The organism is Tardiphaga sp. 839_C3_N1_4, assembly GCF_051811045.1.
Lineage (GTDB): Bacteria > Pseudomonadota > Alphaproteobacteria > Rhizobiales > Xanthobacteraceae > Tardiphaga.
The window spans coordinates 4233136-4258583 of record NZ_JBPWQD010000001.1 but is presented as its reverse complement, the minus strand read 5'-3'; the positions used below and the strand labels follow the sequence as shown (position 1 = coordinate 4258583).

Annotated in this window: 24 protein-coding genes and 1 pseudogene; 9 read left to right on the top strand and 16 right to left on the bottom strand. The window is 61.7% G+C overall.

The window, feature by feature from the left end:
• Window positions 1-12 precede the first annotated feature (12 nt).
• From ccoS to AB8A38_RS20350, 10 genes are all read right to left on the bottom strand, one after another.
• Window positions 13-168: a cbb3-type cytochrome oxidase assembly protein CcoS gene (gene ccoS / locus AB8A38_RS20395; protein ID WP_089263381.1), complete on the bottom strand. Its 156-nt coding sequence runs from the start codon at window positions 166-168 to the stop codon at window positions 13-15.
• A complete protein-coding gene (locus AB8A38_RS20390; RefSeq protein WP_439087209.1) occupies window positions 165-2426 on the bottom strand; it encodes a cation-translocating P-type ATPase in 2262 nt (753 codons plus the stop codon). The genes ccoS and AB8A38_RS20390 overlap by 4 nt, the downstream gene beginning before the upstream one ends.
• Window positions 2427-2496: 70 nt before the next feature.
• Window positions 2497-3297 (bottom strand): DUF2189 domain-containing protein, encoded by an 801-nt coding sequence (locus tag AB8A38_RS20385; RefSeq protein WP_439087208.1) that lies wholly within the window; start codon window positions 3295-3297, stop codon window positions 2497-2499.
• Between the two features lie 16 nt (window positions 3298-3313).
• Entirely contained in the window at window positions 3314-3529 is a 216-nt protein-coding gene (locus AB8A38_RS20380; protein WP_439087207.1) for a hypothetical protein, read from the bottom strand.
• Entirely contained in the window at window positions 3526-4407 is an 882-nt protein-coding gene (gene ccoP / locus AB8A38_RS20375; protein WP_439087206.1) for a cytochrome-c oxidase, cbb3-type subunit III, read from the bottom strand. The genes AB8A38_RS20380 and ccoP overlap by 4 nt, the downstream gene beginning before the upstream one ends.
• On the bottom strand, window positions 4398-4583 hold the full coding sequence (locus AB8A38_RS20370; protein WP_315839806.1) for a cbb3-type cytochrome oxidase subunit 3: 186 nt from the start codon (window positions 4581-4583) through the stop codon (window positions 4398-4400). Before AB8A38_RS20370 ends, ccoP begins: the two co-directional genes overlap by 10 nt.
• 2 nt (window positions 4584-4585) lie before the next feature.
• Window positions 4586-5326 (bottom strand): cytochrome-c oxidase, cbb3-type subunit II, encoded by a 741-nt coding sequence (gene ccoO / locus AB8A38_RS20365; protein ID WP_315839807.1) that lies wholly within the window; start codon window positions 5324-5326, stop codon window positions 4586-4588.
• A 2-nt stretch (window positions 5327-5328) separates the two neighbouring features.
• A complete protein-coding gene (gene ccoN / locus AB8A38_RS20360; protein ID WP_439087205.1) occupies window positions 5329-6987 on the bottom strand; it encodes a cytochrome-c oxidase, cbb3-type subunit I in 1659 nt (552 codons plus the stop codon).
• Between the two features lie 240 nt (window positions 6988-7227).
• Window positions 7228-7602 (bottom strand): nuclear transport factor 2 family protein, encoded by a 375-nt coding sequence (locus AB8A38_RS20355; protein ID WP_315839809.1) that lies wholly within the window; start codon window positions 7600-7602, stop codon window positions 7228-7230.
• Window positions 7603-7695: 93 nt separating this feature from the next.
• The gene (locus tag AB8A38_RS20350; RefSeq protein ID WP_439087204.1) at window positions 7696-8655 is read right to left on the bottom strand and encodes a tripartite tricarboxylate transporter substrate-binding protein; all 960 of its coding nucleotides are present in this window, start codon (window positions 8653-8655) and stop codon (window positions 7696-7698) included.
• A gap of 171 nt (window positions 8656-8826) precedes the next feature.
• Between AB8A38_RS20350 and AB8A38_RS20345 the strand changes: the two genes are divergently transcribed.
• Both AB8A38_RS20345 and AB8A38_RS20340 read left to right on the top strand, forming a co-directional pair.
• Window positions 8827-9300, top strand: a complete 474-nt coding sequence (locus AB8A38_RS20345; protein ID WP_439087203.1) for a DUF2867 domain-containing protein — start codon at window positions 8827-8829, stop codon at window positions 9298-9300.
• 87 nt (window positions 9301-9387) lie between these two features.
• Window positions 9388-9849 (top strand): hypothetical protein, encoded by a 462-nt coding sequence (locus tag AB8A38_RS20340; protein ID WP_439087202.1) that lies wholly within the window; start codon window positions 9388-9390, stop codon window positions 9847-9849.
• Here AB8A38_RS20340 and AB8A38_RS20335 read toward each other — a convergent pair.
• Window positions 9833-10978, bottom strand: a complete 1146-nt coding sequence (locus tag AB8A38_RS20335; protein WP_315839813.1) for an FUSC family protein — start codon at window positions 10976-10978, stop codon at window positions 9833-9835. The genes AB8A38_RS20340 and AB8A38_RS20335 overlap by 17 nt on opposite strands.
• Window positions 10979-11137: 159 nt before the next feature.
• On the opposite strand from AB8A38_RS20335, the gene AB8A38_RS20330 reads away from it, so the two are divergent.
• Entirely contained in the window at window positions 11138-12502 is a 1365-nt protein-coding gene (locus AB8A38_RS20330) for an MmgE/PrpD family protein (RefSeq protein ID WP_315839814.1), read from the top strand.
• 6 nt (window positions 12503-12508) lie between these two features.
• On the opposite strand, the gene AB8A38_RS20325 is transcribed toward AB8A38_RS20330, so the two are convergent.
• A complete protein-coding gene (locus AB8A38_RS20325; protein WP_439088568.1) occupies window positions 12509-12796 on the bottom strand; it encodes a DUF1330 domain-containing protein in 288 nt (95 codons plus the stop codon).
• 90 nt (window positions 12797-12886) lie between these two features.
• Window positions 12887-13006: pseudogene (locus tag AB8A38_RS20320) on the bottom strand (DUF1127 domain-containing protein); the annotation flags it as partial.
• A 234-nt stretch (window positions 13007-13240) separates the two neighbouring features.
• Here AB8A38_RS20320 and AB8A38_RS20315 point away from each other — a divergent pair.
• From AB8A38_RS20315 to AB8A38_RS20295, 5 genes are all read left to right on the top strand, one after another.
• Window positions 13241-14161: a LysR substrate-binding domain-containing protein gene (locus AB8A38_RS20315; protein ID WP_439087201.1), complete on the top strand. Its 921-nt coding sequence runs from the start codon at window positions 13241-13243 to the stop codon at window positions 14159-14161.
• A 65-nt stretch (window positions 14162-14226) separates the two neighbouring features.
• A complete protein-coding gene (locus AB8A38_RS20310) occupies window positions 14227-14829 on the top strand; it encodes a 3-keto-disaccharide hydrolase (protein WP_089263360.1) in 603 nt (200 codons plus the stop codon).
• 104 nt (window positions 14830-14933) lie between these two features.
• A complete protein-coding gene (locus AB8A38_RS20305) occupies window positions 14934-15851 on the top strand; it encodes a pirin family protein (protein ID WP_089263359.1) in 918 nt (305 codons plus the stop codon).
• Between the two features lie 66 nt (window positions 15852-15917).
• Window positions 15918-16835: a phosphoribosylaminoimidazolesuccinocarboxamide synthase gene (locus AB8A38_RS20300; RefSeq protein WP_439087200.1), complete on the top strand. Its 918-nt coding sequence runs from the start codon at window positions 15918-15920 to the stop codon at window positions 16833-16835.
• A 175-nt stretch (window positions 16836-17010) separates the two neighbouring features.
• The gene (locus tag AB8A38_RS20295) at window positions 17011-19203 is read left to right on the top strand and encodes an SLC26A/SulP transporter family protein (RefSeq protein WP_439087199.1); all 2193 of its coding nucleotides are present in this window, start codon (window positions 17011-17013) and stop codon (window positions 19201-19203) included.
• Between the two features lie 42 nt (window positions 19204-19245).
• On the opposite strand, the gene AB8A38_RS20290 is transcribed toward AB8A38_RS20295, so the two are convergent.
• The 3 genes from AB8A38_RS20290 to AB8A38_RS20280 all read right to left on the bottom strand — a co-directional run bounded on the left by AB8A38_RS20290 (window position 19246) and on the right by AB8A38_RS20280 (window position 24867).
• Entirely contained in the window at window positions 19246-22413 is a 3168-nt protein-coding gene (locus AB8A38_RS20290) for an efflux RND transporter permease subunit (RefSeq protein ID WP_439087198.1), read from the bottom strand.
• Window positions 22414-22421: 8 nt separating this feature from the next.
• Complete coding sequence (locus tag AB8A38_RS20285) at window positions 22422-23552, bottom strand: efflux RND transporter periplasmic adaptor subunit (RefSeq protein ID WP_439087197.1); 1131 nt, start codon at window positions 23550-23552, stop codon at window positions 22422-22424.
• A gap of 958 nt (window positions 23553-24510) precedes the next feature.
• Window positions 24511-24867 (bottom strand): hypothetical protein, encoded by a 357-nt coding sequence (locus AB8A38_RS20280; protein ID WP_439087196.1) that lies wholly within the window; start codon window positions 24865-24867, stop codon window positions 24511-24513.
• A gap of 271 nt (window positions 24868-25138) precedes the next feature.
• Here AB8A38_RS20280 and AB8A38_RS20275 point away from each other — a divergent pair, with 271 nt between their 5' ends.
• Window positions 25139-25351 (top strand): hypothetical protein, encoded by a 213-nt coding sequence (locus AB8A38_RS20275; protein WP_439087195.1) that lies wholly within the window; start codon window positions 25139-25141, stop codon window positions 25349-25351.
• Window positions 25352-25448 lie beyond the last annotated feature (97 nt).

Genomic DNA, 25448 nt, shown 5'->3' with positions numbered 1-25448 from the left:
GCATCTGCTTCGCTAATGCGACAGCGGCACATCATCCTGGTGCAGGATGCGTTCGGCGGCACCCTGCAGGTCGTCATACTGGCCTGATTTCAGCGACCACAGGAACGCCGCGAGGCCGCACAGGCCAAGCCCGATGGCGATCGGAATCAGATAGAAGTAGTCTGTCATTCCGCCGGCTCCATTCTGACTGACATTCGCGGCGTTGATGCGCTTGCGCCCTGAGACTTGTCGGACTTGCCGCGGCCACGCAGCCGCAGCGCGTTGGCCACCACGACGATGGACGAACCGGACATCGCAATCGCGGCAACTAGCGGCGTGACGTGACCCATGATCGCGATCGGCACCGCAATGAGATTGTAGCCGACTGCCAGAGCGAGATTCTGCCGCACGAGATGCCCGGCCTCGCGCGAGACCGCGATTGCCTGAGACACCGCCGACAGGTCCTCGCGCAAGAAGACGAGATCTGCCGCGTTGCGCCCGACATCGGCAGCCGATGCCGGCGCCATCGACGCATGCGCGGCCATCAGCGCCGGCGTGTCGTTGAGACCGTCGCCAACCATCAGCACCTTCTTGCCGGCGGATGCCAGCTCGGCCACATGCGCCGCCTTGCCGCCCGGCAGCACGCCGGCGAAATATGGCACGCCCATGCCTGCAGCGAGTGTCCGCACCGGCGTCTGGCGATCGCCCGAGACAACCTCGACTGACAGTCCGTCGCGCTTCAATGCGCCGACCGTTTCAGCCGCGCCCGCACGCAACCGATCCTCGAAGCGGAAATCCGCCACGCATTGTCCATCGCGCGACAACACGACGGAAGAGCCATCGAGATCCATACCGCTGGTATCGGTGGCCCATTCCGGCCGCCCGAGGCGCAGCACGCTGCCGCCGAGACGCGCTTCCATGCCGCAGCCCGGATGTTCGGAGACATCATCGAGCGCAATCGGAGTCGTCGTTGTTGAAACGGCAGCAGCGAGTGCACGCGAATAGGGATGACGTGAATGCGCGGCGATCGCGCCGGCCAACGCCAGGGTCGCAGGATCGACGTTGTCCGAATTGACGACGCGGGCATTGCCAAGCGTCAGTGTGCCAGTCTTGTCGAACACCACCGTATCGATCTCGGCGAGACGCTCAAGCGCCCCGCCATCCTTGATCATGATGCCGCTCTCAAACAGCCGCCGCGCAGCAACCACCTGCACCATCGGCACAGCTAAGCCAAGCGCACAGGGACAGGTGATGATCAGCACCGCGACGGCAATAGTGATCGCGCGATGAACGTCGCCGGACACGATGAGCCAGCCAACCAGCGTGATGGCCGCGGTAAGATGCACCACCGGCGCATAGAGCCCGGCCGCACGATCGGCGATGCGGCGATAGACCGAACGGCCCTGCTCTGCGGCTTCCATCATCCGCAGCATTTCCGCGAGGAACGACTCGTTGGCCGAGGCTGTCGCCGTGATGATCAGAGGCCCTGTGAGATTCAGCGTACCCGCGCGCAGCACTGAACCCGGCAGAGCCGGCTGCGGCACGCTCTCACCGGTGACCAGCGAGACGTCGAGTTCCGACAGACCCTTGGTCACCTGCGAATCGACCGGCACGCGCTCGCCGGCAGCGAGCATGATGGTCATACCCGGCGTGATTTCGCCGACCGGCAGATAGGTCTGCGCACCGTCACTCTGCAGAACCAACGCGCCCCGCGCCGCCAGGCGTGCGAGCCCCTTCACCGCGACACGCGCGCGCTCACGCATCATGTGATCGAGGGTGCGGCCGATCAGTAGAAAGAACAGCAGTGTCACGGAGGCATCGAAATAAGCATGCGGCCCATGGATCGCGGTTTCGTACAGGCTCATGCCGAAGGCCAGCAATACGCCGAGCGAGATTGGCACATCCATATTAGTGCGACCGTGACGCAGCGCCTGCCAGGCCGAGCGAAAGAATACCCGGCCGGAATAGATCAGCGTCGGCAACGCGATCAGCGCAGAGATGCCGTGGAACAGATCGCGCGTCGCGGGCTCGGCACCGGACCACACCGACACCGACAGCAGCATGATATTGCTCGCCGCAAAGCCCGACACCGCGAGCGCACGGATCAGTTCCGACAGCATCGTATCCGTGGCATCGCCATCGACTTCGAACAGATGCGCCTCATAGCCGACATTGCGCAGCGTTTCGATGAAAGGCGGCGGTGTGGCATCGGCGCGCCATTTGATGGTAACGCGCTTGGTCGAGAGATTCACCCGCGCCCACGTCACGCCATCGAGCGCGCCCAGCGCCTTCTCGACCGTACGAATACAGGCGCCGCAATGAACGTCCGGTACCGAGAGATCGGTCTGCCTCAAACCGCCGGCAATGATACGGCTGACCAGCAGGACTTCGCGCGGGTCCGGCGACGCCAGTATGGCCAATTCTGCTCCTGAGCCACAGCAACTCATCGGAGACCTCGCTTCTCACTTTGCGCATGATCCTTTCGGAAAACCGGTTCCCACTTTTCCGGATCATGCTCTAGCCAGTCACCTCGACACCCGGCTTCATCCCCACATAGGCGTGCCATGTCCCGTGACCGAGCACGGGAAACACGACGATCATACCGAGCAGGCCGGTCATGACATTGATCAAGAACAAAGCCAGCGCGATTCCCGCCCAAGTCAGCATGACCGGCAGATTGGCCCAGACCATCCCCATGCTGGTGCCCATGGCGGTGAGCGCATCGACGCGTTCGTTGAGCAGCACGGGAATGGCGAACACGCTGATCGCAAAGGAGAATGCCGCAAAGATGCCGCCGACCGCAGTGCCCGCGATCAGCATCGCCCAGCCAACGGGCGTGGTGAACAGCATGGCCGCAACGCCATCGAGGCCGGGAAACGGGTTCATGCCGAAAAACAGCGCGTAGATGATCACTGCGGCGCGGATCCAGACCAGCATTAGCGAGCACAACAAGAGGCCCGCGAACAGCAACTGCCCTCCCGACTTTGGCCGGACAAGGATCATCTGCAGCAGCGACACCCGCTCATGGGCGGCGATCCGGCGACTCTTCTCATAGAGTCCGATGGCGAGTATCGGCCCGACCACCATGAAGCCTGCAAAGGCCGGAAACAGGATGTAGTCCCAGCCGAAGGCGAACAATCCGCCGACGAGGACAACCGAAACTGCGAAAACCAGCACGCCATAGCTGAGGCTCACCGACGGGATAATCGTCAGATCGCGCCAGCCGGCTTTGAGCCAGTCAAAGGCGACGGATGGCGCGACATGGCGATTCCACGAGACGGAGGACGGCAGCGGAGGAGAAACGGCTGGAAGATTCATCTTCGACCTCGCAATCTCAATGACGCGGCGTGCATGACGAGGAGGCCGCGCTGAATTTGCCGGCTTCCGCGACACTGGCGCCGCGCTTGACGTGATCAATACAGTCGGGCTGCGACGAGAATGCCACATAGACCATGTGCGCATTGGCCATCAGCACCAGTAGCAGGCCGGCAGCAACCGCCATCCAGACCCAGAACTTCGCGTTGACCTGCTTCATTGCTGCTGCACTCATGGCCCGGCAGCCCTGAGGTTGACGAGATAGAGCGCGAGAATCTTGCGATCGAGCCCCGACAGGCGCGAATCCCAGCTCGGCATGTGGCCCTGCCGGCCACCCCAGACAGTCGTGAAGACCGATTGGGCGTCGCCGCTATAGATCCAGAAATTGTCGCGCAGGTTCGGCGCACCGAGTTCGATATTGCCGGTCGCGTTCTCGCCGTGGCAGGCGACGCAATTGTCGGTGAACACCGCCTTGCCGCTGGCGAGTTTCGCAGGCGCGATCACCTTCGCCACTGCGGGATTCGACAGGCTGCGGACATAGTCGACAACATCGTCGATCTGCTCGCGCTTCAGCATCCCGTCGCGGCCGAAGGCCGGCATCTGCGACGTCCGCGAATCCTTGTGCGGCGAATTGATGCCAACGCGGATCGTCTCGGCGATCGCATCGGGCGTACCGCCCCACAGGAAGGCCTGCGACACCAGCGTCGGAAAGCCCTTGCCGCCCTCGGCGGTGCGGCCATGACAGGCCGCGCAATTGTCGCCGAACAACGTCGCGCCGGTCTGCTTCACGATCTTCATCAACTTCGGATCGGCCTGGATAGCTTCGAAGCTTTCGGTCTCGATCAGCTTGCTCCACTTGGCGCGGTCCGAGGCCGCGTCCTTGATCTGCTCGGCCACGATGTTGCGCTGGTCGATCCCGAGCAGGCCCTTGGTATAGGTCACGCCCAGTGGCCAGGCCGGCATCAAGATCCAGTACACGACCGAATAGAGAAAGGTCGCCCAAAGAAAGAAGACCACCGCACGCGGCACCGGCGTGTTCAGCTCCTTGATGCCGTTCCACTCGTGGCCGGTGGTGAGATAGCCGGAGACGGGATCGCGTTCCTCTACTGCCATCGCTTCGCCTCATACGGCTTGTCCTCAACAGAGGGGTCGAGAATCGATTGCGCGGCAGAGTCGAACGACGTCTTGTTCTTCGGCCAATAGGCATAGACCACCACGCCGACCGACATGGCGATCAGGTAGAACAGTCCGAAGGATTTCGCGAACCAGACGGTGGTCTCATGCTCCATCGTTATTCTCCCACCGCAGCCGTTTTGGCCTTGTGAGCCGCATCGGTCAGCTTGCCCAATATCTGCAAATAAGCGACCAGCGCATCCATCTCCGTCGGCTCGCCGGGCTGACCGTCAAAGGCGCGCACATTGGTTGCCTCGCCATAGCGCTTGGTGACGCCTTCGGCGAAGGGCGTATCCGGCGAGGTCTGGCCATAGGCATCGTTGGATGCGTTGGCGATCATCTCGTCCGTATACGGCACGCCGACCTTGCGCAGCGCGGCCAGATGCAGACCGAGATCGTCGATCCGCGCCTTGGCGCGCGTGAGATAGGCATAAGGTGGCATCACGGATTCCGGCACCACGTCACGTGGATTGATTAGATGCTTGACGTGCCATTCGTCGGAATATTTGCCGCCGAGGCGCGCGATATCCGGTCCGGTACGCTTCGAGCCCCACAGCATCGGATGGTCGTATTTGGATTCGACCGCGAGCGAATATGGCCCGTAACGCTCGACCTCATCGCGCAATGTGCGGATCATCTGCGAATGACAGGCGTAGCAGCCCTCGCGGATGTAGATGTTGCGGCCGGCGATTTCGAGCGGCGTATAGACGCGCATATCCGGCGCATCCTCCACCGTCTGATGGATCGTGAACAGTGGCACGATCTCGATGAGGCCACCGATGCTGGCGGCAACGATAATGCCGATGGCAAGACTCATCGTCTTGCGTTCGAGCTTGTAGTGCAGACCGAGGAAACCCATCGCTATTCTCCCGGCTGCAGCGCTGGCACGCCAGCGGGCTGTGCCACCGGACGATCTGCGGCGCGTTCATCGGCCGGCTGACCAGCAGTGCGGATGGTCATGACGATGTTGTAGAGACCGATCACCGCGCCAGCGAGGAAGAAGAACCCGCCGACCGCGCGCGCAACGTAATAAGGCTTCATCGCGATCACTGTCTCGATGAAGGAATAAGACAGCGTGCCGCTACTATTATAGGTGCGCCACATCAAGCCCTGGATGATACCTGAATTCCACATCGCGAAGACGTATGTGAAGAGGCCGGCAACAGCGAGCCAGAAGTGCCATTCGACGAGCGCCGGCGAATACATCCGCTCGCGCTTCCACAGCCACGGCACCGACGCATAGATTGAGCCGAAGGTGATCATGGCCACCCAGCCGAGCGCGCCGGCATGGACATGACCGACAGTCCAGTCGGTGTAGTGCGATAGCGAATTCACCGAGCGAATCGCCATGAACGATCCCTCGAACGTGGTGAGACCGTAGAACACCGCGGCCACCATCATGAAACGCAGCGTCGCGTCGTCGCGCACCTTGTACCAGGCACCGTTCAGCGTCAGGAGCGCATTGCCCGCCGAACCCCACGAAGGAATCAGCAGCATCAGCGAGAAAGTCATGCCGAGCGTCTGCACCCATTGCGGCAGCGCCGTGTAATGCAGGTGATGGGAGCCCACCCACATATACATGAAGGTGATGCCCCAGAACGAGATGATCGACATCCGGTAGGAATAGATCGGCCGCCCCGCCCGTACCGGCAGATAGTAATACATCATGCCGAGGAAGCCGGAGGTGAGGAAGAAGGCGACTGCGTTGTGGCCATACCACCATTGGGTCATCGCATCCTGCACGCCGGAAAAGGCCGAATAGCTCTTGGCGTGACCGAACGAGACCGGCATCGCCAGATTATTGACGGTGTGCAGGATCGCCACCACCAGGATGAACGCCATGTAGTACCAGTTGGCGACGTAGATATGCGGCTCCTTCCGCCGCGCCAGCGTCCGCATATAGATGATGAAATAGACGATCCAGACGATCTCCAGCAGAAGGTCGGCATACCATTCCGGCTCGGCATATTCCTTCGACTGGGTGACGCCCATCAGATAGCCCGTGGCGGCGAGCACACAGAACAGGTTGTAACCGAGCAGCACGAACCACGGGCTGATCTGATCCGGCAATCGCGCGCGCGAGGTGCGCTGCAGCACATAGAGCGAGGTGCCGATCAGCCCATTGCCGCCGAAGCCGAAGATCACTGCGCTGGTATGCGCGGGGCGGATGCGGCCGAAGCTCGACCAGCCGGCATCGAATGTCAGATTGGGAAACACCAGCTGCCAGGCAACCCAGTCGCCGATGAACATGCCGATGACGGCCCAGATCATCGCCAGGATGATCGCCAGTTTGGTGGGGTCATCGTAATACAGCGCCAGCCGGGCCTCGTCCGGCTCCGGCTCGTAATAGACATAGATGACACCGAAGATGCCGGCGATCCCAGCCAGCATGACAATCGCACCATGGACGCCGAGCGGGTCCTGACGGCCGGCGATCGCCATCGCGAGACCGCAAGTCGTAAAGACCAGCAGGATGATCAGCGCAAGCTGCCGCTCCGATTTGGTCAATTGCGCGATCATCCGGTCATCCCCTGCTCGTCTCGCGGCGGCTCGTCAGGCAAGACGCGCAGCGCCCGATCGGCACAGAGCATCCCCACACCATCAAGAGTAGCTCACTCCGCCGCCACAGCGATTGACTTAGGTCAAGCCCGCGAACGGATTCCGACCGGGATCAATCGCAATTTTTGATACTTCTAATCAACGTCGCGCAACCGAACCTGGCTCGCTGCGTCTGCAGGAGCAGGCAGGATACCCGCGCTGTTAGTCCTTCACGTCGTAACGATAGGATTTCGAGACGATCTGCCAGCCATCAGCCAGCTTCATCGCGATCAGGTAATCGGTGAAGTAACGCGGCGGCAGCTGGCAGCGCACCTTGATAAAGGCTGTCTTGTCATCGGAGCGATCGACCGTGACGATAAAGTCCTCGCGCGACTTGCCCTCGACCTTGCCCGAATTGCGCTTGCGGACCATGGCCATCCAGTCAGGCATGGCCAGCACCTTCAGCTCGCCATTCTCCACCCAGCGCAGATCTGCACTCGGATGAAAGATCGCGCCAAGCTTCTCGGCATCAGCCTCGTAGAGGCCATCGAAATAATGCTGGATGACCGCTTCAACGGTCGAACGATCGTAAGCCAACGCATTCCCCCACCGGTAGCCGCACTGGAACCCTTATAACATCAAAGCGATGACGGCCATACTGTACCGTTGCATAGGTCATCCGACTTTGAATCACTTGCTGTCAGCGAGCATCTTTCGAAACCGCTCTATCTCCTGCGGCACGAAGGCCGTGAGATAGGCCGGCGCCATTTCAGCCTCGCCAGCAGGCATGGAGCCGAGATCGTCGAGCCGTTTCTGATAATCGGGGTTGGCAACGGCGGCGCGCATCGCGGCATTGAGCTTCCCGATGATCGGCGCGGGCGTGCCCTTCGGCGCGAACAGCGCATACCAACCGGATATTTCAAATTGCGGCAATCCGGCCTCGCTGGCAGTCGGAACGTCAGGCAAATGCGGCAGACGCGTTCTGGATGCCAGCGCGATGGCGCGAATGAGACCGCCCTGGATGGCCGGGGTCACGGAGGCCGAGGAATCGCAGATGCCGTCGATCTGCCCGCCGATCAGATCGTTCAATGCCGGACCGCCGCCGCGATAGCCGACCAGCGTGACGTCGATACCCGCGGCCTGGGCGAAAGCCTTGCAGAACAGATAGTTCTGCGAGCCTACGCCGGAGTGACCGATATTCAGCTTGCCGGGATTCTGCTTCGCATGGGCAATGAATTGCGCGAGATTCTCCGCCGGAAAATTGCGCCGGATAGCGACCATCGCCGAGCTCTTGTTGAACATGCCAATGCCTGCAAAATCCGACGGCGCGAATTTCACATCAGGCGTGAACAGATAAACTGCGGTATTGGTGCCGCTATTACCCTGCACGATGGTGTAGCCGTCTGGCGGAGCCTGCGCGACGCGGGCGAGCGCCACGGCCCCGCCCGCGCCGCCAATATTTTCGATCACGATGGGCTGACCGAGATGCCGGCCCATCTGCTCGGCAATCAGCCGTGCATTGACGTCGGAACTGCCGCCAGCGGCAAATGGCACGACGAGTGTGATGGGGCGAGTGGGATAGTCCTGCGCAGATGCGGAGAGTGGCGCGAACAGCGCCAGACAGAGCGGAGCAAGCCTGAGCCAAGCCATCCCGAATCTCCCCGACCAAGTGTTGCTAAGCCAGTCTTGCCTAAACAAGTCTTGCCTGATTTTTCCGTGATCTTAGGGAGTATCGGGCGCCGGACGCAAAGACATGTTATGCTGCAGAGCGGCGTAACCAACGGCGCGCGGTGCCGCTTTTTGACGTCTACGGAGGTCCTGATGACCATCTCCATGGTTCACCCGACAATCGACACTCACAGCCTGCTGACCGGCGCGCAATTCGCCGATGCATTCAGCATCTCCACCGAGACGACAGACCTGACCGCCCGCGACGCCGCCACCCGCATGTTCAGCCGTTCCCCGCGCTGGGTGGACGCCTTGATGCGGCTGCGGGATCTGATCGTTGCGCCCTTCGGGCTGAAGACGGCGCAATCCGCGCGTCACTCGGATGTCGACAAGGTCGGCTTCTTCCCCGTGCTCAGCGAGACGCCGCAGCGCCTTGTCGCAGGCTTCAACGACAGCCATCTCGATTTCCGCGTCGTGATCGACGTCGCAGCAGACGGCGTTGGCCAGCGCGTTACGGCAACGACGGTAGTGCTGATGCACAACTGGCTCGGACGCATCTATCTGACGGTCATCAAGCCGTTTCACCGGATGGTGGTCCGCTCCATGCTGCGGCAGGTCACGCGCTGAATTTGCCGCGGTGGCCGTGGGAACCTGGGTCATCGCAGCCCGTTAGCTCATATGCCATTTACCGAGATTGATCCGCAGAACGACGAGTTGAAAGTCACGCTGGCACACGCGTTTGATGCCGCTTGGCAGCCCTTTGTGACACATGAAGGCGAGTCCGCAGACACGCCAGAGAACCGCCGCCGCCTTGCCGCGCGGATTGTCGCCGTGGCGCGGTCAGGACAGACCGATGAAGAGGCGCTCAGCGAGGCCGGATTGATCTACCTACGTGTGCTAGCCGAGGCGGCGCGGCTGTCGGCACGCATTCGGGACGTTGCGTCTCCCGATCTGGCACCTCAGGCTGACGATCCGCGAAACCAGGCGTTCGGCCCGGAGATGGTGACCGCGATGTCAACGGCGCTGGATCGCTGCCTCGACGAATTGCCGCTGCGGATTTCATCGGATGCGGTGCAGTTACTCTCGAGCAGCATTCTCGATGAAGCGTCGCGCGGCGAGCGCGACCCGGAAAAGCTTCAGCTCCACGCCTTGGCATTGCTCAAGTCACGTCAGTAGGTTCCTTGCTGACCGGGTCAGCGTCCGCGGCCGCCCATTCGGCGACGCAACGTTCGAGATCCTTCAGGTTCTGCCGCATCTGCTCCAGCGAAAAGCCGATGGCAAAAAAGCGTTCGGCGACATCGCCGGGCAATCCGCGCGTCAGACCTTCCTGACGAAGCGCCGCGACCTCTCCCGCATAGGCCTGTAGTGCCGTCTGCACCGGCCAGATCGCCGGCGCGCCGGTGCCGCTGCGCAGTGCCACGGCCGTCGAATGCAAAAACGTCGTCATGGCATCGCTCACGCGCGAGAGTGGGCCCGCAAGACGAACCTGAAGCGCAGATGGCAAGGGCACCACGGTCGAGCGGCCGATCATCACCAGGTCATGCCGCAGCCGCAGCGTCGTACGCAGCAACGGACCTGTATCGGGTCCGCGGGACAAATGCGCCGCACGCTCTCGCTCGGCTTCGGCTCCAATCGCCTGCAGACTTGTAAGAGCGTGACCGATGCCGTCCTGCAACCGGTGCAGTGCCTCATTGTCGCGCCCGCGCGTCAGCGACGCCAGCAGCTCCGTTAGCGCCGTCGCGATCAGATCGAGCGCCTCTGCCGAACTGGCCCGGACCTGGCTATGCGCCCGCGACGGCAGCACGAGGAACGACACTAACAAGCCGGTGATCGCACCCACGGTCACTTCGAGCACGCGGTCGATGGCGGATTCCAGTGGTGTGTTGTGATTCATCATCGGCAGCAGCAGCACGATGATCGCTGTCACCGTTGCAACATTGAGGCTGGGATTGATCGCCGCGATGAAGGCCAGCGGCGCCACCGCCAACACCAGAACGGCGAGCAGCGCGCCTTCATTGGAATGCGGGATCAGGATCGCGACCGCGCCGCCGTAAATGGCACCGCCGATGGTCCCGACCAGATAATCGCGCGTTGCCTTCAACGACCGCCCGACACTCATCTGGGTGACAATGATCGCCGTCAGCACGGCCCAGAGCGGCAGTTTCAACCCGACGGTCAGGGCTATGATCAGCGCCGCAAGCGCCGCTGTGGTCACCCGGACGCCGAGGCCGAGTTCGACCTTTCGCGCCCGGAAGAAAGCAACCACCCGTTTCAGGAAGCCGAGAATTCGCTTCGATGCGGACATGTCACAAATTGATCCCTGAAATGAATTTTGGTCCACCGGCTTCGGCGAGACTGTTTAAAGCAAGTCTGTTTAAACATGGCTGATCCACGCGTCGCCATGGCCGCTTGAAACGCCGATTTGGTCCGCCTAAGGCTATTTCAACAAGAGTGAGGAAACACAATGGCCAATGAGACTGCAACGCTTGCCGCCTATGTCGCGGACCTGAAGTTCGACGCCATTCCGCGGGACGTGCTGGAGCGCGCCAAGGTCCTCACCCTCGATTATCTCGGCAGCACCATCCGTGCCCGCAGCGAGGCTGAATCCACCCCCTCACTGCTGAAGATGCTGGAAGCCCTGTCGCTGGACGGCAAGGGCGAATCCACCGTGTTCGGCGACAGCAAGACCTGGACGCCAGCTGTGGCCGCTCTGCTCAACGGCGCGCTCGGCCACTCGCTCGATTTCGACGACACCCATGCCGATTCCTCGCTGCATCCCAGCGCGCCGGTGGTTCCGGCCGCCTTCGCCGTCGGCGAAATGGTCGGCGCATCGGGCAAGCAGGTGCTCACAGCCATCGTCGCCGGCTATGAAGTCTGCTGCCGGCTCGGCAACGCCCTCGACCCGACCTCGCATTATGCCAAGGGCTTCCACCCCACCGCGACGGCCGGCACCTATGGTGCTGCGGCTGCAGCCGGCAAGTTGTTCGGGCTCTCAAAGGATCAGCTGATTTCAGCCTTCGGCGTGTCGGGTAGCCAGGCCGCGGGCTCGCTGCAATTCCTTGTCAACGGCGCCTGGAACAAGCGCTACCAGGTCGGCGCCGCCGCCATGAACGGCGTGATCGCCGCGACTCTGGCGCGCAACGAATTCATCGGCGCGACCGAATCCGTCGAAGGCAAGCACGGCCTCCTGGTTGGCTATAGCGATAATGCGCATCCGGAGAGGGCCGTGGCCGATCTCGGCTCGGTCTATGAGACCATGAAGATCGGCATCAAACCCTATCCGAGCTGCCGCTATACACATGCGGCCATCGACGCATTGGTGGCGATGCGGCGCGAGCACAATCTGACGCCCGAGCAGGTCAAGCGCGTCGAGATCGGCCTGCATCGCAACGGCATCACGCTGACCGGCGACGCCGCCACCAAGCGTCACCCGACCTCCATCGTTGGCGGCCAGTTCTCGATGTTCTTCACCGGCGCGCTCGCGCTCGACCAGGGCAGCTTCGGCTGGGACGACTACAAGCGCCTCGGCGACAGCGCGATCAACACGCTGGCCGACCGCTTCGACGTGGTTCAGGACGAACGCCTCGAAGGCAAGCGCCACCCGTTCGGCGCACGGGTCAGCATCACCACCGAGGACGGCGTGCATGAGCGCATCTATGCCGATCCCTCGGGCGAGCCGACATCGTTTCCCGATGCCGCCGCCATGCAGCAGAAGTTCCTGCAGCTCGCGCGCCCCGTGCTGAGCAATCGCGCCGAGAAATTTGCGGATGCGATCCTCTCGCTCGAGACTTTCGACCGCGTGGCAACGGCGACGGCACTGGGCCGGTAACGGACATCAGGCGCCGTCGATGATGATGAAATCGGCCTCGGCGTATTTTTGCCGGATGGATCTGGCGGTTTCGTATTCCCGGCTACGGTAGCAGGCGGTTGCGGTCGCGCGGTCGGCGAATTCCACCACCACATTGCGATCGCGGGCGTCGCCTTCCATGGTTTCGAAGGCGCCGCCGCGCACGATGAACCGTGCGCCGAACTTGTCGAACGCCGGCTTGGCCGCGGCGAGATATTCCGGATAACGGCTCTCGTCGCGCACCGAGACGCGGACAATCCAGTAGGCTTTCGACATCATAGCTCTCCAGTTTTGATATGATCGTTGTGGCGCGTCCTGCGTCGCATCGTCATTGCCGTGGCGGGTCACGGCATCAATGGCGGCGCGGGTCACGCCGATATCGCGCAATTCGTAGTCGCTCATGGAGCGTAGTTGGTCTCGCGCCTGTTGCCGCTCGCGCAGGCTGCGCCAGCCGCGGGGCAGGGCTGCGACGACGGCGATCGCCATCGCACGCAACATCCGGCCGCGCTCGACATGGATGCCCCGGACGATGGATCGCTTCAGCGCGGTCCATTGCAGCGGCGTCAGGTAGCGCGGATCGTGCGCGTGCGGTTCGGGTTCATTGTCGATCATGTCCGCCCCTCTCCGCTTATGCGGTGACGTTGGCCATGATGGTTTACCCAGCGCATTTCATCCCATAAAATGAATAATTATGATCATTTCGATCTCATGGGGAGATGCATGGATCTGTCCGAGCTGCGCATCTTCCGCGCCGTGGTGCGCGAAGGCGGCGTGACGCGCGCCGCCGAGCGGCTGCATCGCGTGCAGTCCAACGTGACGACGCGGGTGCGTCAGCTCGAAGACGATCTCGGCACGGCGCTGTTCGTGCGCGAGGGCAAGCGCCTGCATCTGACGCCAGCAGGGCAAACGCTGCTCGGCTATGCCGACCGGCTGCTGGCGCTCGCCGACGAGGCCCGCGATGCGGTGCAGGACCCGCGGCCGCGCGGCGTCTTCCGCCTCGGCGCCATGGAGAGCACCGCGGCGGTACGGTTGCCCGGACCGCTCCATGAATTTCACCGCCGCTATCCCGACGTGCAGCTTGAAATGCGCATCGGCAACCCGGAGACCCTCGCGAAGGGCATCCTCGCCGGCGATCTCGACGCCGCCTTTGTGGCCGAGCCGATTGCCGCGGCACCGTTCGACCGCATGCATGCGTTCGACGAGGAGCCGGTGATCGTGTCGTCGCCACGCCATCCGCCGATCGGCCGCAAGGACAGCGCGCCGCGCTCGGTGCTGGTGTTCGAGAACGGCTGCCCGCATCGCAAGCGGCTGGAAGACTGGTATGCGAAACGCGGCGAGATGCCCGAGCGCACCATCGAACTCGGCTCCTATCACGCCATGCTCGGCTGCGTAGTCGCGGGTATGGGCATCGCGCTGCTGCCGGAAAGCGTGTTGTCGACATTCCCGGAGGGCAAGCGGCTTACCGTGCATCGCCTGCCGCGCGGCGAGAATCACGCCGAGACCGTGTTGATCTGGCGCAAGGGCGCGGCTTCGCCGAACGTCCAGGCGATGCAAAAAGTGCTGCTGGACGAACGAACAACCCGCGGCCCCGCAGCTAAGCGCAAGGCATCAAGCGTTAGCGCACCGCACAATGTGAAGTAGATTTACAACCGCATTCTCCCGTGGCTAACGTCACGCCAATAAAAAGCAAACGGGAGGAGACCTTTATGTTGCGCGTTACAGCGATTGCGGCCGGATTCGTTATCGGCGTCGCGGCTCTTACGACAATCCAGCCTGCCATGAGCCAGTCTGATGGCTGGGTCACGCTGGTCGACAGCACCAAGATGGGTGACTGGGACAAGGTCGGCGACGCCAACTGGGAGATGAAGGACGGGGCGCTCGCCGCCGACAAGCTGCTCTCCGGCAAGGACCTCGCTTATCTCGTCAGCAAGACGCCTTACAAGGATTTCCAGATCAAGGCCGAGTTCTGGACCGATGCCGAAGCCAATAGCGGCATCTTCATCCGCTGCGATAACCCGAAGGTGATCGACGGCAAGACCTGCTACGAGGTCAACATCTTCGACAAGCGGCCCGACCCGTCCTATGGCACCGGCGCTATCGTCGATGTGGCCAAGGTCAATCCGATGCCCAAGGCGGCGGACAAGTGGAACACCTACGAGATCACCGCCAAGGGCCCGAAGCTCACGGTGATCCTGAACGGTGAAAAGACCGTCGACGTCGAGGACACCAAGCACGCCGCCGGCCCGATCGCCCTGCAATACGGCTCCGGCGTGGTGAAATTCCGCAAGGTCCAGATCAAGCCGCTGTAAGCACAGCCATTCCTCAGTCCGGACGGAGCGATCCATCCGGGCTGAGCCCCTTTTACCCGCCCCGCCAAATGCTGCTATGATAGCCCCAACCCCACGGAGCCCTCATGAGCTGGCAACCATCAGAAGATCCGATCCTCGGCGACGCGCAGACCTGCGACGCGCTGGAGCTCGTGATCGTGCCGCGCACCCGCGATCTCGGCGACGGCTTCCTCGTCCGCCGCGCCCTCCCCCATGGCAAGCGGCAGATGGTCGGCCCGTTCATTTTCTTCGACCATTTCGGCCCGATGCAGTTCATCTCCGGCAAGGGCATGGACGTGCGGCCGCATCCGCATATCGGCCTGGCCACGGTGACCTATCTGTTCGACGGCGCGATCATGCATCGCGACAGCGAGGGCAATGTCCGCGAGATCCAGCCCGGCGCCATGAATCTGATGACTGCCGGAAAGGGCATCGCCCATTCCGAGCGCACTCCGGATGTGCAACGCCGCGACGGCCAGAAGATGCTCGGTCTGCAAAGCTGGATCGCATTACCTAAAGGTTCCGAGGAAATCGCGCCGTCGTTCCAGCATTATGCCGCGGACAGCCTGCCAACCATCACCGATACCGGCTTCACCGCACGCGTGATCGCCGGCAAGGCGTTTGGCAAAGCGTCGCCGGTGTCGATGGTGTCGCCGTGGTTCTATGCCGAGGTGGCGGTCGAGGCCGGCACCAGCGTGCCGCTCGATCCGGACCATGAGGAGCGCGCGGTCTATGTGGTCGATGGCGAGATCGAGATCGCCGGCGACCGCCATGAGGGGCCGCAACTGCTGATCTTCCGGCCCGGCGACGCGATCACCATCAAGGCGACGCGCAATACCCGCATGATGTTCCTCGGCGGCGACGCGCTGGAAGGGCCGAGGCATCTGTGGTGGAATTTCGTGTCCTCTAGCAAGGAGCGCATCGAGCAGGCGAAAGAGGACTGGAAGACCGGCCGCTTCGCCCATGTGCCCAACGAACACGAATTCATCCCGCTGCCGGAATAGGCTCACTCCTTCATCACGCCGCCGCCGGCCAGACGCCGGACGACTCTGCTTTCGAAAGACCCTGACATGACCACGATGGCCACCAGCGACCTGCCCCTCCCCAAGATCGGTCGCGGCAAGGTGCGCGATATCTATTCCGTCGGCGACGACCGCGTGCTGCTGCTGACCACCGACCGCATCAGTGCCTTCGACGTAGTCATGAACGAGACCATCCCGATGAAGGGCGCGGTGCTGACCCAGATCAGCGCCTGGTGGTTTAACCAGCTTGGCGGCGTGGTCCCGCATCACATGATCTCGGCCGATGCCGACGAGATCATCGGGCAGGTGCCGGCGCTCGCAGGTCACCGGGCCGCCTTGGCCGGTCGCGCCATGCTGTGCCGCCGCACCACCGTCTTCCCGATCGAGTGCGTGATCCGCGGCTACATTTCGGGTTCGGCCTGGAAGGAATATGCCGCGTCAGGCACGCTGGCCGGCGAGAAGCTGGAAGCGGGGCTGCGCGAAAGCCAGAAATTCGCCGAGCCGGTGTTCAGCCCGGCCACCAAGGCCGAGACCGGCCATGACGAAAACATCACCATCGCCCGGATGCGCCAGATTATCGGCGAGGAGGATGCCTTCACCCTCGAGAGCATGACCCGCGCCGTCTACACCCAGGGGGAAGAGATCGCCCGCGAGGCCGGCATTATCATCGGCGACACCAAGTTCGAATTCGGCAGGGAAAGCAATGGCCGCATCATCCTGATCGACGAGGTGATGACCCCGGACAGCTCCCGTTTCTGGGCCGCCGACGTCTATAAACCGGGCCAGCCGCAGCCGAGCTTCGACAAGCAGCCGCTGCGCGACTATCTCGACATCGAGCGCCGCGCCGGCCGCTGGAACGGCGAAGCCCCGCCGCCGCGGCTGCCCCCTGAGGTGATCGACGCCACCAGCAAGCGCTATTTGGAGGCCTATCGCCGCCTAACCGGCACGGAGCTGGTCATCAACTAACAAACTGACTGTCTTTCCCGCGGACTGTCATAAAAATAGTCTTGTCCGTGCATCTCGCCGTCGTCTACCAGAGACGGCGGCGGTTGCGCCTGTCGCGCAGCGCTCCTACAGGTTCGCGCGTGACATACTTCCGGCCCGCCCTCCTCATCGCCCGTCATTGCGAAAGTAGCCGCCCATGACTGACTCCCTTGTCAGCCCGGGCGTGTTGCACGCATGGCGTAATGACGTGTTCGGCGGCCTGATCGCCAGCGTCCTCACCATCAGCTTCGGCCTGTCCTATTCGGTGCTGATCTTCACCGGGCCGCTGGCCTCGCTGCTGCCCTACGGCATCGCCGCGACCTTCATCTCTGCGAGCGTCATCGCCGCCGTCATCGCGCTCGGCAGTTCGTTCCCCTTCGCGGTCGCCGGCCCCGAGAGCTCTACTGCAGCCGTCACCGCCATCCTGGCGGCAGCCTTGGTCGAACACATCGTTACGGCCGATGCGCCGTCTGCCTTGCTCGGCCCGGTACTTATCACCCTGTCCTCGGCCACGATCATCACCGGCCTCGTGCTGTGCGGCTTCGGCGTTACCCGCATGGGACGCGCGATCCGCTATGTGCCCTATCCGGTCATCGGCGGATTTTTGGGCGCCACCGCCTGCCTGATCGTCGCCGGCGCTATTCAGGTGATCACCGGCTACAAGCTGCAATGGGCGAACCTGACAAAACTCGCCAATCCGATGACGCTCTACGAGTTGCTAGCCGCGGCAGCCGTGGCACTGACCATCTATGCGACCTGGCATCGGTCACGTAACCCACTAGGCCTGCCGATGATTCTTCTCGGAAGCGTCATAGCGGCGCATCTCGTCTTCCGGATCGCAGGCGTGTCCGTGATCGAGGCCCAAACAATGGGCTGGACTTTCGCATCGCCGCCGAAAGCCAGCCTGACCTTGCCCTGGGCATTCTTCAGCGACGGTTACCCGTGGCAGGCGCTGCCCGGACTGATCGGCAATTTCATTGCCGTGATCTTCGTGACGGCCGTAAGCACCCTGTTCAATACGACGGGCCTCGAAGTCGCCGCACATCGGGAAGCCGATATCGAACGCGAGCTCAATGCGACCGGGGCGGCCAATATCCTGGCCGGTGTACTCGGAGGCTATGCCGGCTGCATCTCGATCAGCCGCTCGCTCCTGAATCGCAACAGCGGTGCCACAGGGCGGCTTTCGGGCCTCACCGTCGCCGCGGCAGCCGCGCTGATGCTCGTCGTCGACCCCGCGCTGCTGGCCTATATGCCGCGCTTCGTGCTCGGTGGCCTGCTGCTGTATCTCGGCCTGGAGCAACTTCATCGCTGGATCGTCGACTCCCGCAAGCGGCTGTCGCTGCTCGACTACCTGTCACTGCTGGCGATCATCATTATCATTCTCACATGGGGTTTCGTGGCCGGCGTGCTGATCGGCATCGTGATCGGCTGCGCCACCTTTGCGCTCAGCGTGTCGCGGGTGTCCTCGATCAAATACAGTTTCGATGGCTCGGAATATCGCAGTTCGCTCGATCGGTCGCTTGAGGATCAGCGCACGCTGGCAGCACATGGCCGCGAAATCCAGGGCCTCAATCTGCAGAGCTATCTGTTCTTCGGCTCGGCCAACCGACTGTATCTGCACGTCAAGGCGCTGCTGCGCCGCCATCCTGAATGCCGCTATCTCGTCTTCGACTTCAAGCTGGTGACGGGCATCGACTCGTCCGCGGCCCACAGCTTCGCCCAGATCAAGCGCATCGCTGAAGGCCACGGCACCACGCTGGTCCTCGCCAACCTGCACCCGTCAGCCAATCGCAATTTGCGCGCCAGCCTGTTCATCGATGACGCCGTCAAGGTCATGGGTGAACTCGATCACGCGCTGGAATGGTGCGAGAACGAGGTGATCGTCAGGCATCGTGGACTCGCCGAAGAAGAAGCCAACTTGCGCGACTGGTTCACCAAGATCCTGCGCACCGCCGACGATTCCGAAGAACTGATGCGCCGCTGCCAGCGCGTCGAGGTCGTTGCCGGCGAGATCATCGTTCAGGCCGGCGACGCTGCCGATTCCATGCACTTCATTCTGGACGGCCGACTCGGCATCATGGTGCCGGCGGGCGATGGCAAGCTGACGCGGGTGCGCAGCCTCGGGCGTTACACGACGGTGGGCGAAATGGGCCTTGTCGCCTATACCCCGCGCAGCGCCACCATCCAGGCAGAGATCGCCAGCGTGCTATATCTGCTGCGCGCCGACGCCTTCGAGGACATCAAGCAAAACCATCCTGCATTGAGCCAGAAGCTGCTGACCTATTTCGTGTCTGTGATGGCGGAGAGGCTCGCTTTTGCCAGCCGGATGATCGCGGTGCTGCGAAGATAATAATAGCCGACACGACGCATCTGAAACGGACGTCACGATCGTCTACGAGTTGGAGCCGCCGACACCGACGGCTGAATTGGCAGGTTTCGTTGCCTTGCGGGTGGCGCGCCAGTTCTCCCACCTTTGGACGACGACAAAAAAGGTTGGAACGAACAGGACGGCAAGGCAGGTCGAGGCGAGCATGCCCGAGAACACGGTGATGCCGATCGACTTGCGGGCGTTGGCGCCGGCGCCGGTCGCGAGCACCAGCGGCAGCACGCCGAGAATGAAGGCGAAGGACGTCATTAGGATCGGCCGAAAGCGCGCACGCGCCGCTGCGACTGCAGACTCCAGTAGTGGCTTGCGATCATGCACGTGCAGCTCGATCGCCACCTCGACGATCAGGATCGCGTTCTTCGCCGAAAGCGCGATCAAAAGGATAATGCCAATCTGGGTGTAGAGATTATTCTCGATCCGCAGCGCGGTGAGTACCGCCATCGGGCCAAGCAGTGACAGCGGCACGGCCAGGATCACCGAAATCGGCGCGTACCAGCTTTCATACTGTCCGGCGAGCACCAGATAGACGAGCAGCAACGCAAGGCCGAACACATAATAGAGCTGATTGCCGACGATCTTTTCCTGATACGACATCGCCGTCCACTCGAAGCCCGTTCCCGGAGGCAAAGTCTTGGCCGCGATCTGCTCCATCAACGCCATGGACTGTCCGGAACTGTAGCCCTGTGCTGGCAGGCCGATCACCGTCGCCGTCGGATAGAGATTGTAGAGACTGATCAGCGACGGCCCCACGGCAGGCGTAATCTTCGCCACGGTGCCAAGCGGGACCATGTTGCCCTGCTGGTTGCGGACCATCAGGTTCTCGATGTCCCGGGCAGTCAGCCGGAATTTGGCATCTGCCTGTGTGTAGACCTGAAAGGTGCGGCCAAACTTGTTGAACTGGTTGACGAAGGACGAGCCCAGATAGGACGACAGGGTTGAGAACACCTGATCCGTCGTGACATGCAGGGTCTGGGTCTTGATACGGTCGATCTCGATATCGAATTGCGGCACCATCGAGCGGAACGGCGAACTGACGCGCTGCAAAGCACTCTGCGTCTCTGCATTAGCTACAATCGCCCCGGTGATCGCCTGCAGCTTGCTGTAATCGGCATTGCCATCGCGCAGTTCGATCTGCATGGCGAAGCCCGCCGCGTTGCCGATGCCCTGAATGGGCGGCGGCGGGATCACCAGAATGCGCGCCTCTGGAATCACCGACAGGCTCTCGTTCAATCCAACGAACAGCGAACGAAGATCCTGTCCCGGTCCGCGCTCGCTCCATTCTTTCAGGATGAGATAGGCGACACCGGCATTGGCCACGCTGGAGCTGCTGTCGAGCGCGGAGATGCCGGCGATGGTAACCACCTGTTCCACAGCTGGCGTCTTCGCGGCCAATTCACTGACCCGATCGAGTACACGCTGAGTCCGATCCAGCGCGGCACCATCGGGCAACTGGACTGCGACCAGCAGATAGCCTTGATCCTCGATCGGGATGAATCCGGTGGGAATCCGGGACAGGCCGTAACCGCCAATACTGATCAGGATCAATGCCAGGACAACCGAGAGATTGCTATGCGCGACCATGCGACCGATCAGAGCGGCATAGCCCCGTTCGAGGCGGTCGTAGACCCTGTTGAACCCACGATAGAAAAAATTGCGCTTCTCCGGCGGCACCGGGCGGCGCAGCCACAATGCGCATTGTGTCGGCTTCAGCGTGGCCGCATTGATGGCGCTCAGCAGCGCCGTGGCCGCGATGACCAGTGCAAATTGCGCATACATGCGCCCCGTCAGCCCAGGCAGGAACGCCGCCGGCAGAAACACCGAAATCAGCACCAGCGTGATGCCGATGATCGGGGCGAATAGCTTGTCCATCGCGCTGATCGCCGCATCGTGGCCGGACATGCCCTGCTCGATATTGTAGGCCGCGCCTTCGACAACCACGATGGCGTCGTCGACGACGATGCCGATCGCCAGCACGATGGCGAACAGGGTCGACAGATTGATGGTGAAACCGAGGGCCGCCATCGCCGCGAAGGCGCCGATGATCGTCACCGGCACCGTCGTCGCCGGCACCAGCATCGCGCGCCAGTCCTGCAGGAAGATCAGGATGACCACCAGCACAAGCAGACCGGCCTCGATAAGGGTCTTGTAGACCTCGTCAATCGATGCCTGGACGAATTTCGTCGTGTCGAACGGCGTGTCGTACTTGATGTCGTCGGGAAATTGCGTGGCCAGCGCCGCCATCTTCTTCTCGACAGCCTTCTCCACCTCGAGTGCATTGGCGCCCGGCGACTGGAATACGCCGATGCCGACGGCCGGCTTCTGATTGAGCGAGAAAATCTGGCTGTAGGTCTGCGCACCCAATTCGACGCGTCCGACGTCACGGACCCGCGTGACATCGCCATTGTCGCCGGTTTTGACGATGATGTCCTCGAATTCACCGGGATCATCCAGCCGCCCGTTGATGTTCAGCGTATACTGAAAGGCCTGCCCCGGGGGTGTCGGCGGCATGCCGATCTGCCCCGCAGAAACCTGCTGGCTCTGCTGCTGGATGGACTGGATGATATCCTGCGGCATCAGCCCGCGCGCTTGCAGCTTGTTCGGATCCAGCCATATCCGCATCGAATACTGGCCGGCGCCGAACACCGTTACATTGCCAACCCCCGACAGACGCGACAGCTCATCCCGGATGTTGATCGTGGCGTAGTTGCTCAGGAACAGGCTGTCATAGGTCGCCTTCGGTGACGTCAGTGTCACGAACAACAGGATCGCCGTCGATTTCTTCTGAACGGTCACGCCCTGATTCTGCACCGCGGTCGGCAGCGACGACAGCGCGCTCGATACGCGGTTCTGCACCAGCACCTGCGCAAAATTCAGATCGGTGCCGATCTTAAACGTGACCGTGAGTGAATAGGTGCCATCAGCAGCGCTGTAGGACTGCATATAGAGCATGTCCTCGACGCCATTGACCTGTTGCTCGATCGGCAGCGCGACCGTGTCCACGATGGTCTTGGCGCTGGCGCCGGGATAGCGCGTCGTTACCTGGACGGTCGGCGGCACCACGTCTGGATATTGCGCAACAGCCAGACCGTAGAGCGAGACGCCGCCGATCAGGATCATCAGCAGCGCGATTACATTGGACAGGACCGGCCGCTCGATGAAGAACTTCGAAATCATGGCCTGTCCTATTTGGTCGGGGCGGGCGCTTCGATCTTTCTCAGTTGGGGATCGACCTTCTGCCCCGGAATGGCACGCAACAGGCCTGCAATGACGACGCGATCAGCCGGCTTCAGCCCGCTTTCGATCACGCGAAGCTCACCTTCCAGCGGTCCGGTGACGACCTTGCGCTGTTCGATGACATTGTCGCCATTCACGACCAGCACATAACGCCCGGCCTGATCGCTGCCGAGCGATACATCCGGCACCAGCAGGGCGTTGTCCTGCCTGTCGATAGGCACGCGAACGCGAACATAGAAACCGGGCAACAGGATGCGATCCGGATTTGGCAGCACACCGCGCACCGGCAGCGTACCCGTCGACTGGTTGATGGTCGGCGAGATGTAATCGATCTGGCCCTTGTGCGGAAAACCGGTCTCGGTCTGCAAACCTATCTCGATTGGCAACTGTCTGAGATCGCTGACCGTCAGCCCGCGCCGCCGGGCCTCATCGCGGATGCGCAGCACGTCCTGTTCGTTGACGTTGAAATTCACATAGATCGGATCGAGCTGCACGATCGTCGCAAGCTGGGTCGGCGACGCGACACCGACCAGTTCGCCAACCGACACCAGATGCGCGCTGACGATGCCGTCGAACGGCGCAATGACATTCGTATAGCCATAATTGACGGCCGCGATCTTGGTGTTGACTTGCGCCTGCTGCAGATTGGCTTGTGAATTTTCGCGTGTCGCCGTCGACTGCTCGAGCGTTGACTGCGCAACAACCTGCCGGGATACGAGGTCCGACTGGCGCTTGAAATCCGCTTCCGCCTGCTTTGCAGACGCCTGCGCACCGGCTTCCGCAGCCTGTGCCTGCTCCAGTTTCAACTGGTATGTCTCAGGCTCGATCGTGAACAGCGTCATGCCTTGCTTGACGAAGGAGCCGTCCTGATAGTTGATCGACTGCAAAACGCCTTGAACGCGCGCCACGAGATCGACATTCTTGATCGGCGCTGTATTGCCTGTCGCTTCGAGAAAACGCGTGATTCCGCGCTGCACAGGAACCGCCACCTCAACCTTCGGCGGCGGTGGCGGTACGAAAGTGTTTTGCTCGCAGGCACTTAAAAAGAGGCTCGCCAGCGCTACGCTTGAAACACGCATGACCGAGACATGCTGCAGCTGCTCAATGCGATCTTTCGGTCCAGATGAACAGGCGCGCACAAATCGCATTACCCTGCCTCAATCAAAAGACTCTTAAAAAATCCTTGGCCAAAAAACGACAGCCGTCCGCATCAATAGCAACAATCCACTTGTAGTGAAACCGAAACCGTAAAATGATGTCGGACCGAAGTTGTTTTGCGAATGCCTTTCAGAACTCACGCTTCTTGAAGATTTTACGCAGTTGCCCTGACTGAGCGGGCAGTAGCAACGAGGATTTTAGCGATGAATTTCATGTTCGGCTTGGCCGCGCCATATCGCGTGTCGATGGCTACTATCATTCTAATCCTAATCGCAATCGCAAGCCCCTCCTTTGCGCAAGCGCCGAGCCAGGCGCAGCGTGACGCGATCAAGACGCAGTGTCGCTCGGATTATATCGCGCATTGCTCGAGCGTTCCGCCTGGTGGAGAAGCCTCGTTGCAGTGCCTGCAAAAGAACATGGCGAGTCTTTCTGCGGGATGTGCGAGCGCGGTGCGCGCAGTCCAAGCGCCAACAGCAGCACCGAAGGCTACCGCGCCGACGCCTGCTGCAACACCCAAGACAGAAGCAGCACCACCGGCTACCAAGTCCGCGCCCGCCACTGCCGCACCAAAGGCGGCAGCGAAAAGCACAGCCCCACCGCCTGCCGCGGCAGCCACAACCGCTGCGCCTGCTGCCACCGCCGCTCCTGCAGCCATCGTGCTGCGGCCGATGCAGCCACGCGAAGAATTGCTCGTGATGAGATCAGCATGCGGCGGCGATATCAGATCGCTCTGCGGCGGCATTGCGCCGGGTGGCGGTCGCATCGTGCAGTGCCTGGCCAGCAATAGCACTTCGCTCTCACCGGCTTGCACCAGCGTCCTGGCGCCGTTCGCTCAACGATGACTGAGGCTGCGCGATGGTGATTCGCCGACCGCGTCCGTTACTCTCCACGAAAGGCAAGGATCAGCTGAATCAACCGGGCAGATAGAATGATGTAACAGAACGACATCGCGACTTGAAACGCGACATGCCACTCCAGCTTTGCAAGCTTGTAGAGGCCATTGATGAAATTCAGTAGCAATAGAATTATTCCGAACAGTTCGACACCACGACCAACGAGACCGTGGCGCAGGTATCCGAACAGAACGATAGAGGGCTCATCGCTCGATACATGCGCGCCGGCCGATATGATCAAAGTGCCGATCACCATCTTTTCGACGTGACTGAAAATTTCCTTTGAGACGGGTTCGATATGTCGATTGTGAAAAGCAAGCCACCTGGTCCTGAAATCCGACATGCTTTCTCCTGCTGATTCAACATCGGGCGAAATAGCCCCATCGTATGTTTCAAGTCGGCAAGTATTTGGTAGATGCACTGCCGGATCAAGGCGCAAGACGCTGTTGCAGGATTTCTGATTGCTCGCGGAATTTTTCCGTGTACTTGCAAACTACTCTTTGCAATTGAAGCTGTTTCCGAAACTTTTGTTCGTATTCCGCTTACGTCACCACTGAAGCCAACGAACCTTTCTGATCAAGTCCTTTGACAACCGACACAGCCGGGAGATTGCCATGCGTACTTTCTTGATGATGGTTGCAGCCGTTCTCACATTCGGTACGACAATGACGTTTGAAGCCACCGACGCCAACGCCGTCGTCTGCGCACGCGGCGTCTACCGCGCCGGCTGCGCTGGCTATCGTGGCGCCGCCGTGGTGCGCCGTCCGGTGGCGGTCGCGTGCCGCACGGTCTGGGTCAATGGCGTGCGCGTCCGTCGCTGCTACTGAGCGACGCTGGCTCAGCTATTGGCACTGCCAGCCCAAATGCAAATGCCCGGCACATCTCGCGAAGCTTGCTTCGCGCTGGCCGGGCATGACGCATAAT